The organism is Stutzerimonas stutzeri, assembly GCF_000590475.1.
In the GTDB taxonomy this organism is placed as follows: domain Bacteria; phylum Pseudomonadota; class Gammaproteobacteria; order Pseudomonadales; family Pseudomonadaceae; genus Stutzerimonas; species Stutzerimonas stutzeri_D.
On the sequence record NZ_CP007441.1, the window covers coordinates 3,447,107 to 3,460,173 of the forward strand.

At 62.0% G+C, this 13,067-nt stretch carries 15 protein-coding genes; 9 read left to right on the forward strand and 6 right to left on the reverse strand.

Going from position 1 to position 13,067, the window contains the following annotated elements; translation table 11 throughout:
* Positions 1-112: 112 nt before the first annotated feature.
* The 5 genes from CH92_RS15650 to CH92_RS15670 form a co-directional block, all read right to left on the reverse strand.
* Positions 113-895 carry a hydroxypyruvate isomerase family protein gene (locus CH92_RS15650; RefSeq protein ID WP_025242712.1) on the reverse strand — a complete coding sequence of 261 codons (783 nt, stop codon included), beginning with the start codon at positions 893-895 and terminating at the stop codon, positions 113-115.
* The gene (locus tag CH92_RS15655; protein ID WP_025242713.1) at positions 892-1,779 is read right to left on the reverse strand and encodes an NAD(P)-dependent oxidoreductase; all 888 of its coding nucleotides are present in this window, start codon (positions 1,777-1,779) and stop codon (positions 892-894) included. The genes CH92_RS15650 and CH92_RS15655 overlap by 4 nt, the downstream gene beginning before the upstream one ends.
* 68 nt (positions 1,780-1,847) lie before the next feature.
* Positions 1,848-2,171 carry a protealysin inhibitor emfourin gene (locus CH92_RS15660; RefSeq protein ID WP_025242714.1) on the reverse strand — a complete coding sequence of 108 codons (324 nt, stop codon included), beginning with the start codon at positions 2,169-2,171 and terminating at the stop codon, positions 1,848-1,850.
* A 9-nt stretch (positions 2,172-2,180) separates the two neighbouring features.
* A complete protein-coding gene (locus tag CH92_RS15665) occupies positions 2,181-3,233 on the reverse strand; it encodes a M4 family metallopeptidase (RefSeq protein ID WP_025242715.1) in 1,053 nt (350 codons plus the stop codon).
* 201 nt (positions 3,234-3,434) lie between these two features.
* Positions 3,435-3,755 (reverse strand): hypothetical protein, encoded by a 321-nt coding sequence (locus CH92_RS15670; RefSeq protein ID WP_025242716.1) that lies wholly within the window; start codon positions 3,753-3,755, stop codon positions 3,435-3,437.
* Positions 3,756-4,007: 252 nt separating this feature from the next.
* Here CH92_RS15670 and CH92_RS15675 point away from each other — a divergent pair, with 252 nt between their 5' ends.
* The 4 genes from CH92_RS15675 (at position 4,008) to phnE (ending at position 7,447) form a co-directional block, all read left to right on the forward strand.
* Complete coding sequence (locus CH92_RS15675; RefSeq protein WP_025242717.1) at positions 4,008-4,859, forward strand: putative selenate ABC transporter substrate-binding protein; 852 nt, start codon at positions 4,008-4,010, stop codon at positions 4,857-4,859.
* A 136-nt stretch (positions 4,860-4,995) separates the two neighbouring features.
* Positions 4,996-5,856 carry a phosphonate ABC transporter ATP-binding protein gene (locus tag CH92_RS15680; protein WP_025242718.1) on the forward strand — a complete coding sequence of 287 codons (861 nt, stop codon included), beginning with the start codon at positions 4,996-4,998 and terminating at the stop codon, positions 5,854-5,856.
* Positions 5,850-6,683 (forward strand): PhnE/PtxC family ABC transporter permease, encoded by an 834-nt coding sequence (locus CH92_RS15685; protein ID WP_025242719.1) that lies wholly within the window; start codon positions 5,850-5,852, stop codon positions 6,681-6,683. The genes CH92_RS15680 and CH92_RS15685 overlap by 7 nt, the downstream gene beginning before the upstream one ends.
* Positions 6,680-7,447 (forward strand): phosphonate ABC transporter, permease protein PhnE, encoded by a 768-nt coding sequence (gene phnE / locus CH92_RS15690; RefSeq protein ID WP_025242720.1) that lies wholly within the window; start codon positions 6,680-6,682, stop codon positions 7,445-7,447. Before CH92_RS15685 ends, phnE begins: the two co-directional genes overlap by 4 nt.
* A 6-nt stretch (positions 7,448-7,453) precedes the next feature.
* On the opposite strand, the gene CH92_RS15695 is transcribed toward phnE, so the two are convergent.
* Positions 7,454-7,771 carry a DUF2288 domain-containing protein gene (locus CH92_RS15695; RefSeq protein ID WP_025242721.1) on the reverse strand — a complete coding sequence of 106 codons (318 nt, stop codon included), beginning with the start codon at positions 7,769-7,771 and terminating at the stop codon, positions 7,454-7,456.
* A gap of 200 nt (positions 7,772-7,971) precedes the next feature.
* Between CH92_RS15695 and CH92_RS15700 the strand changes: the two genes are divergently transcribed.
* The 5 genes from CH92_RS15700 (at position 7,972) to CH92_RS15720 (ending at position 12,999) form a co-directional block, all read left to right on the forward strand.
* Positions 7,972-9,090, forward strand: a complete 1,119-nt coding sequence (locus CH92_RS15700) for a branched-chain amino acid ABC transporter substrate-binding protein (protein WP_025242722.1) — start codon at positions 7,972-7,974, stop codon at positions 9,088-9,090.
* 264 nt (positions 9,091-9,354) lie between these two features.
* On the forward strand, positions 9,355-10,278 hold the full coding sequence (gene livH / locus CH92_RS15705; protein WP_025242723.1) for a high-affinity branched-chain amino acid ABC transporter permease LivH: 924 nt from the start codon (positions 9,355-9,357) through the stop codon (positions 10,276-10,278).
* Complete coding sequence (locus tag CH92_RS15710; RefSeq protein ID WP_025242724.1) at positions 10,275-11,531, forward strand: high-affinity branched-chain amino acid ABC transporter permease LivM; 1,257 nt, start codon at positions 10,275-10,277, stop codon at positions 11,529-11,531. The genes livH and CH92_RS15710 overlap by 4 nt, the downstream gene beginning before the upstream one ends.
* The gene (gene livG / locus CH92_RS15715; protein WP_025242725.1) at positions 11,528-12,295 is read left to right on the forward strand and encodes a high-affinity branched-chain amino acid ABC transporter ATP-binding protein LivG; all 768 of its coding nucleotides are present in this window, start codon (positions 11,528-11,530) and stop codon (positions 12,293-12,295) included. Before CH92_RS15710 ends, livG begins: the two co-directional genes overlap by 4 nt.
* A 2-nt stretch (positions 12,296-12,297) precedes the next feature.
* On the forward strand, positions 12,298-12,999 hold the full coding sequence (locus CH92_RS15720) for an ABC transporter ATP-binding protein (protein WP_025242726.1): 702 nt from the start codon (positions 12,298-12,300) through the stop codon (positions 12,997-12,999).
* Positions 13,000-13,067 lie beyond the last annotated feature (68 nt).

The window sequence follows — 13,067 nt, forward strand, 5'->3', positions numbered from 1 at the left end:
CTCGATTTATTGTTCTATGCCGGCCGTCTGACCGACTCGACGCCGACTCTAGAGCGCTGGCGCTCGTCTGTCTGTGACCATCATCTGCGCTTATGCCGGACAATGCGGCCGTTCAGTGCTTTCGCCACGTTTCCAGCCAGCCCAGGCCGCCATGGGTATCCGTGCCTTCGGGTCGATATTCGGCCGATAACCAGCCGTCATAGCCCACCGCTCGCAAGGCATCGATCAGCGGCTCGAACGCCACCGAACCGGTGCCGGGCGCGCCGCGACCGGGGCAGTCGGCGAACTGCACATGGCCAATGCGCGAGCCCAGCAGGCGGATACCTGCGGCTACGTCCAGCTGCTGCCGAGCCATGTGATAGAGATCCAGCTGCGCCTGGCAATTGGGGTGATCGACCCGTTGCAACAAGGCGTGCAGATCGTCCGGCGTGTTGACCAGAAAGCCCGGCATATCCAACGGGTTGATCGCCTCGCAGACCACCCGGATGCCCAGCAGCGCGAAGGCCTCGGCGCTCTTGCGCAGATTGCCCGCCAGGGTCTCCAGCGCCTGGTCGCGAGTCAGACCCTCGGCCAGTCGACCGGGCAGTACGTTGACGCACATCGGCCGCACCATGGCCGCGTAAGTCAGTGCTTCCTGCAGGGCAGCATCGAAGGCTGCTTGCCGTGACGGGACCGCAGCCAAGCCGGGACCGCCCTGCGTGAAATCACCGGCTGGCAGATTGATCAGCACCAAAGGCAAATCTGCACGTTCGAGCTGTTCCTTGAGATGGATCGCTGGCAGTTCATAGGGAAACTGGATCTCGACACCGTCGAACCCGGCAACGCGGGCCGCCATGACGCGCTCGGCAAGCGGCAGCTCGTTGAACAGCATGGACAGGTTGGCAGCGATCTTCATGAGTTCTGCTCCCGATACATATTCACCAGCGTGGACGGATCGTTTTCAAGGTTTCCTTGGCTGCCATGCAGGCGCATCAGCTGCGCCGCCAGCCCGGTCATCGGCGTAGCACTGCCTTCTTCGCGTGACAGTTGCACGGCCGTATCGAGGTCCTTGAGCAAGGTCCGCACATGCCATTTCACCGGCTCGAACTCGCTGCTGGCCATCTGCGGAGCGAGGATCTGCAACGGTTTGGAATCGGCGAAGCCACCAGCGAGCGCCGGTGCGATCAGGCTGGCGTCTACGCCGGAGCGCTCGGCCAGCGCCACCACCTCGGCAATGACCAGCGCATTGCAAGCGACGATCATCTGGTTGCAGGCCTTGGTCACCTGACCTGCGCCGACATCGCCCATATGCGTCAAGCGCTGCCCCAGATGCGCCAGTATCGGTCGTACCCGCTCGATGTCTTCACTTCGGCCACCGGCCATTATCGCCAGGCTCCCCGCCTCGGCGCCGGCCGTGCCGCCGGACACGGGTGCGTCGACCCAGCGCATGCCACTGCGTGCCTCGAGCTCGGCAGCCAGGGCGCGCGTGGCGGCCGGCTCCAGGCTGGAATGATCGACCAGCACCTGCCCCGCCCGTGCACTCTCGACGATGCCACCGGCGCCGAACACCACCTCGCGCACCACCGCCGTATCAGCCAGGCACAGCAACACCACATCGGCCTCAGCGCAAAGCTCGGCGGGGCTGTTCACCTGCCGCGCGCCGGCTTCGACAAGGGGCGTGCATTTTTCTGGCGAGCGGTTCCAGACGGTCAGCGGAAAACCGGCGGCAAGCAACCGACGGCACATGCGCAGCCCCATCAGGCCGATGCCAGCAAAAGCAATGGATGGCAATTCAGACATCAACGTAATCCTTGAGCAAAAATGACGGCGATTCTAGCGCCGCAATGACCGCTGCGAATAAGCGTTCCTCAGAACACCTCGCCTTTGTCCCAGAGGCGCACCAGCTCTCCGGGGGCCTGTTCCTCGGGAATCTGGAGAACCATTTCGTCGTCGCGCTCGTTTTCCCGATAGCGCAGCTCAATCTGGTAATAACGGCGATCGCCCTGCCCGCTGGTACCGGTAGCCAGCGGCAGGCAGCCTTCCAGTACCGAGCAGATCTGCCCACGTTGTTGCTCATCGCAACGGGCAAAGTCGATCTCGCGCGGGCGGCTGAGCGCCTGCATTGTGGCAAAACCACCTTGCCTCGACAGGCGAACGGTCGCGTCATTGCCCAAAGTCGGTAGCTGTTTCATGGAGCCTCCTCAGTTCACCATCACTCCGACGCCCGCCCAGGCCTGTTCCACCGCCTGCGCCTCGCCATCACCGAAGCGAACGGTCGCGTTATCCACCGTTAACCGGGCGAACGCGACGAAATCCGCATCATTGGCCAGGCGAGGATCGCACAGGGTGTCGTACCAGATGCGCCCGGCCTTTTCCCAGGCGTGGCCGCCGATCGCCGTGGCAGCAAGATAAAACGCACGGTTGGGAATGCCGGAGTTCAGGTGCACACCGCCATTGTCATCGCGGGTGTCGATAAAGTCGCGCATGTGCCCGGGCTGTGGGTCCTTGCCCAGCAACGGGTCGTCGTAGGCGCTGCCGGGATTGGCCATCGAACGCAGCGCCGAACCCTGCACCTTGTCTGTCAGCAGCTCGGCGCCGATCAGCCAGTCGGCCTGGTCCGCCGTCTGCTTGAGGCTGAACTGCCGGACCAGCACGCCGAACACGTCGGAAACCGACTCGTTCAAGGCACCGGACTGATTGAAATACACCAGCCCGGCTTCGCTTTCGGTGACACCATGGGCCAACTCGTGGGCCACGACATCCAGCGAAAGGGTGAAACGATTGAAGATTTCGCCGTCGCCATCACCGAAGACCATCTGCGCGCCGTTCCAGAAGGCGTTTTCATAGCCGACACCGTAATGCACCGTCCCGACCAGCGGGAAGCCGTGGTTGTCGATGGAATCGCGACCGAATGCCTGCCAAAAGAACTCGTGAGTGATCCCAAGCGCGTCATAGGCCTCGTCGACCGCTGCGTCGGCGACCGGCGGCTGGCCTTCGATCCGCGCCAGCACCCCCGGCAGCACCATCTGCTGCTGGGCGTCGTGAATGCTACGCCGCGGCGCCCCCGGCCGGCCGCGTTCGGGCAACACACTGACCATCGGCTGGCGATTGGGCGGCCCTGAGTTGGGCAACAGCTTATTTACGTGACCCAGCGTGCCCAGCGCGCGTTCGCGCTGCCATTCCGAGCCGTTATCGATGATGTGCCGCAGGATATAGGGCGGGATGAAGCCGTGGCACGAAGTCCGACCGAGCATGAAGAGCCCCCTTCAAAACATATGGCTGCCGTGTGCACCCATACCTCTCTGATCAGGTCCTGTCCGTTGCGTTGCTTCGTCCGGCTATTTATTTGTCGGCGTCGACAAAGCGAACGAAAACGCCATGCGAGCCGGCCTGCCCACGCCATCGGTAAAAAGCAGCAGCCGCGAAGCGCAGCCTGGAATGCCCTGAGGACTAGTCTAGCTGTCGTTCGCCGAGTGCCCCAGTCGCGCCGGGACAGACTTGCCCTCCAGTGCGCGGATCGCTTCGTCCAGCTGCTGAATGCAGAGATCGATGGCCATCTGCCGCAGCGCATCCGGCCACTCATGGTCGGACACCGGTTCGACCAGATCGAGCAAGGCGGAATAGCCGACGAGCATTCCATGCTTGACCTTCAGCGTCTGGCCATCGCGCAACAGGGTTACAGGGTCCCGCGAGACGATTGTCGCGCCAGCGCCGAGCATTTCGTCGATGTGTTTTCGAAGGGCGTGGAATGTACGTTTGTCTTGTTGCTCTTCCATAGCAATTGGCCATCTTCCATGAAGGCGGCGATTCTAGGACAACCGTGAACTGAATCACAAAAGATTTCCACGGCCTGGCAAGCGCGTCAGATCAGGTGCGAGTGATCGTCCTTACGCTGACGTCCATCGCTGGGCGAAGATTTTCAAGGTTGCAGCCCAACAGTTCCGCTGAAATAGCCATGCGACTTGCACCGCCGCACCTCTCTACCTCTATAATCCGCGCGCTTTCCGCTATTGAACCGGAGAACCACAATGTTGAAGCGAACCCTGGCAGCCCTTGCCGGCCTTGCCGTATCCCTGTCTTTTGTTACCGCTCATGCGGCCGAAACCCTTCGGGTATCGGCCATCCCCGATGAAGCCCCGACCGAGCTGATCCGCAAGTTCGAACCGCTGGGCCAATACCTCGAAAAACAACTGGGCATGCCGGTGAAGTTCACTCCGGTTTCCGACTACGCCGCGGTGGTCGAATCCCTTGCTTCCGACCGTCTCGACCTCGCCTGGCTCGGTGGCTTCACCTTTGTCCAGACCCGCCTGAAGACTGGCGACGCGATTCCACTGGTGCAACGTGAGCAGGACGAGAAATTCACCAGCAAATTCATTACGGCCAATCCGGACGTGGAAACGTTGCAGGACCTCAAGGGCAAAACTTTCGCCTTCGGCTCCGTGTCTTCGACCTCCGGCAGCCTGATGCCACGCTACTTCATGATCAGGGACGGCATCGACCCCGAGCAGTTTTTCAAGCGCATCGCGTATTCGGGCGCGCATGACGCCACCGCTGCCTGGGTCGAAGCCGGCAAGGCCGATGGCGGTGTGCTCAACGCCTCTGTATGGGACAAGCTGGTCGCCGCCGGTAAGGTCGACACCGACAAGGTCCGGGTGATTTCTACCACACCGCCCTACTTCGACTACAACTGGACGGTCCGCGGCAACCTGGATCCTGCGCTGGTCGCCAAGATCAAAGCCGCCTTCCTCGCGCTGGATCCGGAGAACCCGGAACACAAGAAGATTCTTGATTTGCAAGCCGCCAGCCGCTTCATCGAGACCCGCCCGGAGAATTATGAAGGCATCGAGCAAGCTGCGCGCGCCGCTGGCCTGTTGAAGTAATTCCCCACATCCGACCCGCCGCGGTCGAGGTGCCGCCAGAATCGGACGGCTCGGCCTCACGCCCGGCCGTGCGGCGACAATGCCCTCGTGGCGATGCACCAGGAGATCCGCCTGATGCAGCGCCTAGGTAGCCAAGATGAGCCGTTCGTTAACTGTTTCACCTGCGCAAGCTCGCCACACGGCCGCTCATGCTTCATTCCTGAGATTGTCCGGCCTGACGCATCGTCATGCGAACGGCCAGGTGGCGCTGCAAGACATCGAGCTCGCGATCGCAAAAGGTGAGCGAGTCGCGATCATCGGCCCGTCAGGAGCCGGCAAGACCACCCTGTTGCGCCTTTTGGCCAGCCATATCCAGCCGAGCGGTGGGGATCTCGAGTTGCTTGGATGTTCTCCCTGGTCGCTGTCCTCCGGAGCGCGGCAGAAGCTGCGCAGGCACATCGGTCTGATTCATCAGGCGCCACCGCTTCCGCCTCGCCAGCGGGTCATTACCGCGGTTCTGGCAGGGCGCCTCGGCGCCTGGTCGCTGGGACGCAGCCTGGTCAGCCTGATGTACCCGCTGGACAGGCAAGGTGCCGCCGAAGCACTCAGCCGGCTGGATCTCGCCGACAAACTCTACGAGCGCTGCGATCAGCTTTCCGGCGGACAGCTGCAACGCGTCGGCATCGCCCGCGTGCTCTATCAGCAGCCCGAGCTGATCCTCGCCGACGAACCGGTGTCAGCTATGGATCCGGTGCTCGCTGCCTATTCGCTGAACGTGCTCAACCGCGAGAGCCTGCGCCGCCAAGCGACCTTGCTGGCCAGCCTGCACGCCGTCGATCTCGCGCTCGACCATTTCCCGCGCGTCATCGGGGTTCGTGCCGGTCGTATATTGTTCGATAAGCGCTCGGCAGAGGTGACCCCAGCCGAACTGGAGGCGCTGTACGTCAACGAGCAGCTGGACACCACGCACACCTTGCTGCCCTTGCCCGACCAGCCTTTGCACATTCCGCGATGCTGAACCCCGTTATCGCCCATCGCGACCCGGCCAGCGGCCCGCGCCTGGCGGTGACCCTGCTGGCGCTGGCCTTGCTGTGGCCAGGCCTGTCGCTGAGTGAGCTCGACCTCGGCGTGCTGCTCGACGGCAGTAACGCCGAAACAATGGGCGTGTTCCTCTCGGGTTTCTGGCCGCCCGCACACGACGAAGCCTTTATTCGGCTGCTGGGGCGTGCCACGTTGGAAACGCTTGCCATCGCGACGGCGGGCATGGCGTTGGCACTCGTCGTAGCGCTGCCCTGTGCGTTGCTGGCCACGCGAGCGTTATCGATCTCGGCGCTCAGCCGCGCCGGCCGCCCGCGGCCATGGGCGCAAACGGTGCGCTGGCCGGTACGCGGACTGCTGATCCTGCTACGCAGCGTGCCGGAGATCGTCTGGGCCTTGCTGTTCGTCCGTGCGGTGGGCCTTGGCCCTACCGCCGGGGTAATGGCCATCGCCATCACTTACGCCGGCATGCTCGGCAAGGTCTATGCGGAGATCTTCGAATCAGTGGACCCGCTGCCGACCCGGGCGTTGCTCGGTGCCGGTAGCTCGCGGTTGCAGGCGTTCGCCTACGGTGTGCTGCCGCAAGCGACGGGCGAAATGTTGTCCTATACCGTCTACCGCTGGGAATGCGCAGTACGCGCCTCGGTGGTGATGGGCTTCGTCGGTGCCGGCGGGTTGGGCCAGCAGATGGACCTGTCTATGCGCATGTTCGCGGGTGGCGAAGTTGCGAGCATGCTGCTGACCTTCCTGGTGCTGGTGTTGATGGCGGACCTGATCAGCCAGCTGCTGCGCCGGAGATTCGTGTGAGATCGCTTTCGCGCTATGTACTGCCGCTGTTGTTGATCGCTGCGGTGGTCGGCTCGTTCGTCTTTCTGCAATTCGAAGCCAGCGCGATGCTCAGCCATGATGGCCTGGAACAGATGGCCAGTTACGCCTCGCGCTTTCTCAGCCCCGACCTGTCACCTGATCATCTGCGAGCGATCAGCTACGGTGCGCTGGAAACCCTGGCCATGTCTGCGGTTGGCACGCTGCTGGCCGCCCTGCTCGGATTGTTGCTGGCGCTACCGGCGTCGGGCCGCTTCGGGCTGGTTGCAAAAGGTTTCTCGCGACTGCTGCTCAATGCACTGCGCGCCATTCCCGAGCTGGTCTGGGCGGCGCTAATGGTGCTGGCCGCCGGCCTGGGGCCTAATGCCGGAACCCTGGCGCTGGCGTTGCACACTGCCGGTGTGCTGGGACGACTGTTTGCTGAAGCCCTGGAAAACACGCCGAGTGCCCCGGCCGAGGCGTTGCGCCTTGCGGGTAGCAATCGCCTCGCAGCCTTCTGTTACGGCACCCTGCCTACGCTGTGGCCACAGCTGATGGCTTACAGCCTGTATCGCTGGGAAAACAACATCCGTATGGCCGCCGTGCTCGGTTTCGTCGGTGCGGGCGGCCTGGGGCAGATGCTCTACATGAGCCTCAGCCTGTTTCAGGAGGCCCAGGCCTCTTCGGTGATCCTGGCCATGCTGCTGATGGTGCTGGCGGTCGATGCGCTCAGCGGCTGGGCCCGGATGCGCTGGGTGCGCGGCTGAGTTGAATCAGTGCAGGCTCGGTTTCGCTGCCCTTTCCTGTACCAGCACCCAGGGCGCCACCACCACTGCCCATAATTCAGGATCGCGCTCCAACCAATCCTGCGCCTGTTCGGCCTCGAGCTTACCCATATGGCCTTTTGCCAGCCATGCGGCTACTGTATCTCGATCATCCTGGGCCACGGCCTGCGCGGCCTCGATCAGATCGAAGTCGCTGGCGACGCGCAACAGCGCACCGCGGGCGAAGAAGGGTTGCAATTCCTGCCAGGTGATCGGCGCGGTTTCGCCCAGTAGCTTGGCATAGAGAGTGCTTGGATCTTCGCTCATGGGTTTCACTCGTTACAGGAAAGGGCGCAATGATAGCGCCCGAGTGAATCCCATCAAATGGATGGAATCCTGACTGGGCAAACAGGTGCTGACGCTTCTACACTGTGCCGGTACAGTTGCCGTACCGTTTGGGGACGTTTGCCCCTTAACGACACTGCAGCCAGCAGGATTCAAACAATAATGATGCAAGTGGAGCGCATATGAAGACCAAGCAACGTCTGTCCAAACTTTTCATGGCTATCGCTTTGACCGGAGCCGCGAGCTATACGCTTGCCGCCGACACAATCAAGATCGGTTTGGCCGGCCCAGTCACCGGGGCCGTTGCGCAGTACGGGGACATGCAGTTCATCGGGGCCCAGATGGCCATCGAGCAGATCAACAAGAAGGGCGGCGTCAGCGGGCAGCAACTGGAAGGCGTCGTGTATGACGACGCGTGCGACCCCAAGCAGGCGGTCGCGGTCGCCAACAAGATCGTCAATGACGAAATCAGCTTCGTGGTCGGTCACCTGTGCTCCAGCTCGACCCAACCGGCGTCCGATATTTACGAGGACGAAGGCATTCTGATGATTACCGCGGCGTCGACCAGCCCGGACATCACCTCGCGTGGTTATGAGCTGATCTTCCGCACCATCGGCCTGGACAGTCTGCAAGGCCCGACCGCCGGTAACTTCATCGCTGATCATGTCAAGCCGAAGAACGTCGCCGTCATCCATGACAAGCAACAGTACGGCGAAGGTATTGCCACCGCGGTGAAGCAGACCCTGGAAAGCAAAGGCGTCAAGGTCGGCCTGTTCGAAGGCATCAATGCCGGCGACAAGGACTTCTCCTCGATGATTTCCAAGCTCAAGCAGGCAGGCGTCGACTTCGTCTATTACGGCGGCTATCACCCGGAACTCGGACTTTTGCTGCGCCAAGCCAAGGAGCGCGGTCTGAACGTGCGCTTCATGGGACCGGAAGGTGTCGGCAACAAGGAAATTTCGGCTATCGCCGGCCCGGCTTCCGAAGGCCTGTACGTGACCCTGCCGAAGTCCTTCGATCAGGATCCGCGTAACCAGGAACTGGTCGACGCCTTCAAGGCGAAGAATCAGGACCCGAGCGGCCCGTTCGTATTCCCGGCCTACGCCGCGGTCCAGGTCATTGCCGAGGGTATCGAGAAAGCCGGCAGCACCGACACCGCCAAGGTCGCCGAAGCGCTGCGCAGCAACTCTTTCGATACACCGACCGGCAGCCTCGCCTTCGACGAGAAGGGTGACCTGAAGGACTTCAATTTCGTGGTTTATGAATGGCATCAGGACGGCACAAAGACCGAAGCCAAGTAAACCGGTAACCAACCCAACCGAAGCCCACGGCAGCCGCTGTGGGCTTTGTTTTAGCTGATCGGGGCTGACCCGGCCACAAGCAATTGGGCCGCCCCCGCAACACCTTCATCCACGCGAGTGCCTGCATAGCGCTGGCCCGCCTCGAAGCTGGCAATGTGCGTGATCCGCACGGAGCCCTTGGCGCTGCATTTCTCCGTGCCGCGTGTTCGAAGCAGGTCCGCATTGGCGGTCGAGCACGGGCTGCTGGGTGTTCAGGAGAATGTAATGCCTGAGCTTTATCACTACTTCCAACAGCTGATCAACGGCCTTACCGTTGGCAGCACCTATGCCTTGATCGCCATCGGATACACGATGGTCTACGGCATCATCGGCATGATCAACTTCGCCCATGGCGAGGTGTACATGATCGGCTCCTACGTCGCGTTCATCGCCATCGTCGGGCTTTCGATGATGGGGCTCGATGCGCTACCCATCCTGATGATCGGTGCGTTCGCCGCAGCCATCATCGTCACCAGTGCCTACGGTTACAGTATCGAACGGGTCGCTTACCGTCCGCTGCGCGGGAGTAACCGGTTGATCCCGCTGATTTCCGCAATCGGCATGTCGATTTTCCTGCAGAACGTGGTACTGCTGTCTCAGGATTCGAAGGACAAGGCGATTCCCAACCTGATGCCGGGCAACTTCATCTTCGGTGAAAGTGCCATGAACGGCGTGGTCGTTTCCTATATGCAGGTGCTGATCTTCGTGGTCACCATCCTCGCCATGCTGGGCCTGACCCTGTTCATCTCCCGCTCACGCCTGGGCCGCGCCTGCCGCGCCTGCGCCGAAGACCTGAAGATGGCCAACCTGCTGGGCATCAACACCAACAGCATCATCGCCCTGACCTTCGTCATCGGTGCAGCGCTGGCGGCGATCGCCGCCGTGTTGATCAGCATGCAGTACGGGGTGATCAACCCGCATATCGGCTTCCTGGCGGGTATCAAGGCCTTCACCGCCGCTGTACTCGGTGGCATCGGCAGTATTCCTGGCGCGATGCTCGGCGGCCTGGTGCTCGGCGTCGCCGAAGCCTTCGGTGCCGACATCTTCGGCGATCAGTACAAGGACGTCGTGGCCTTCAGCCTGCTGGTCCTGGTGTTACTGTTCCGCCCGACCGGCATTCTTGGTCGCCCGGAGGTTGAAAAGGTATGACGCGCAATCTTCGTACAGCCTTTTTCAGCGCGCTGCTGGTCTTCGCCGTTGCAGTGCCGGTTTTCGGTCTGAAGCTGACCACCGTGGGCATCCGTCTTGAAGTCCATGGCAGCGACGCGAAAACCTTCTGGATCATCGCCGCCTGCGCGGTTGCCATGTTCGTCTGGCAGCTGTTCCGTCATCACCTGGCCGCCGGCTGGGCGGCCAGTCCCAACCTGCCGACGATTCCAGCTGGCGCTGGCAGCTTCCTCACCCTGCCTTCGACCCAACGCTACATCATCATCGGGCTGATTCTGCTGGCACTCGTCTGGCCGTTCTTCGGCTCGCGCGGCGCGGTGGATATCGCCACATTGATCCTGATCTACGTGATGCTCGGCCTGGGTCTGAATATCGTGGTGGGCCTGGCCGGCCTGCTCGATCTGGGCTACGTCGGGTTCTATGCCGTCGGTGCGTACACCTACGCCATGCTCTCGCACTACTACGGGATCGGCTTCTGGGTCGCGCTGCCAATCGCTGGAATGATGGCCGCGCTGTTCGGTTTCCTACTGGGTTTCCCGGTGCTGCGCCTGCGCGGGGATTATCTGGCCATCGTGACCCTGGGCTTCGGCGAGATCATCCGTCTGTTGCTGCGCAACATGACCGACCTCACGGGCGGCCCGAACGGAATCAGCGGTATCGACAAACCCACCCTGTTCGGCCTGTCGTTTGACCGTCGCGCCGCCGAGGGCATGCAAACCTTCCACGAGTTCTTCGGCCTGGACTACAGCTCCATCAACAAGGTGATCTTCCTCTACCTGATCGCCGTGCTGCTGGTGCTGCTGACGCTGTTCGTCATCAACCGCCTGCTGCGCATGCCGATCGGCCGGGCCTGGGAGGCGTTGCGCGAAGACGAAATCGCATGCCGCGCGCTGGGCATGAACCCGACCGTGATCAAGCTCACGGCGTTCACCCTGGGTGCAAGCTTCGCCGGTTTCGCCGGCAGCTTCTTCGCTGCGCGTCAGGGCCTGGTGTCGCCGGAATCGTTCACCTTCATCGAATCGGCCATCATCCTCGCCATCGTGGTACTCGGCGGCATGGGCTCGCAATTGGGGGTGATACTCGCCGCCATCGTGATGATCCTGCTGCCCGAGCTGATGCGTGAGTTCAGCGAGTACCGCATGCTGATGTTCGGCGCCCTGATGGTGCTGATGATGATCTGGCGTCCGCAGGGCCTGCTGCCCATGCAACGTCCCCACCTGGAGCTGAAGCGATGAGCCGCCCGATTCTTGAAGTAAGCGGCCTGACCATGCGTTTCGGTGGCCTACTGGCCGTCAACGGGGTGGGCCTGACCGTACACGACAGACAAGTGGTTTCGATGATCGGCCCCAACGGCGCCGGTAAGACTACTGTGTTCAACTGCCTGACCGGCTTCTACCAGCCGACTTCGGGCGAAATCCTCCTCGATGGCGAGGCGATCCATGGCCTTCCCGGGCACAAGATCGCTCGCAAGGGCGTGGTGCGTACCTTTCAGAACGTCCGCCTGTTCAAGGACATGACCGCAGTGGAGAACCTGCTGGTCGCTCAGCATCGTCACCTCAACACCAACTTCCTCTCCGGACTGCTGAAGACCAAGGCCTTCCGCAAGAGTGAGCACGAAGCGATGGATTTCGCCGCCCACTGGCTCGAGCAGGTCAACCTGACCGATATCGCTAACCGTCCGGCGGGCACCCTCGCCTACGGCCAGCAACGTCGCCTGGAAATTGCCCGCTGCATGATGACCCGCCCTCGCATCCTCATGCTCGACGAGCCCGCCGCAGGCCTCAACCCAAAGGAAACGGAGGACCTCAAGGCCCTGATCGGCATGCTGCGCGACCAGCACAACGTCACGGTGCTGCTCATCGAGCACGACATGAAGCTGGTCATGAGCATTTCCGACCACATCGTTGTGATCAACCAGGGCTGCCCGTTGGCCGATGGCACTCCGGAGCAGATTCGCGACAATCCGGACGTGATCAAAGCCTATCTGGGGGAGGCGTAACCATGCTGTATTTCGAAAACGTCTCGACTTTCTACGGCAAGATCCAGGCATTGCATAACGTCGACGTCGAGGTCCGCAAGGGTGAAATCGTCACCCTGATCGGCGCCAATGGTGCAGGCAAATCGACCTTGCTGATGACGCTGTGTGGTACGCCGCAAGCGTCTTCGGGCAGCATTCGCTTCGAAGGCGACGAGCTGGTCGGCCTGCAGACATGCGACATCATGCGCCGAGACATCGCCGTGGTCCCCGAAGGGCGGCGCATCTTTGCCCGCCTGACCGTGGAAGAAAACCTCGTCATGGGGGGCTTCTTCACCGATAAAGCGGATTTTCAGGAGCAGTTGGACAAAGTGCTGCTGCTTTTTCCGCGATTGAAGGAGCGCTTCCAGCAGCGTGGCGGCACGATGTCCGGCGGCGAGCAGCAGATGCTTGCCATCGCCCGAGCGTTGATGAGCAAACCCAAGCTGCTGCTGCTCGACGAGCCATCGCTGGGCCTGGCGCCGATCATCATCCAGCAGATCTTCGAGATCATCGAACAGCTGCGCCGGGATGGCGTGACCGTGTTTCTGGTCGAACAGAACGCCAATCAGGCGCTCAAGTTGGCTGATCGCGGCTACGTGTTGGAGAACGGACGCATCGTCATGCAGGGCAGCGGCGAAGAGCTGCTGGTCAACCCCAAGGTCCGCGACGCCTATCTGGGCGGTTGATCGAAGGGAACCGAAAAAGCCGGGCGCTCGCCCGGCTTTTTCATGCCCGACCACCCGCTACATAGGAT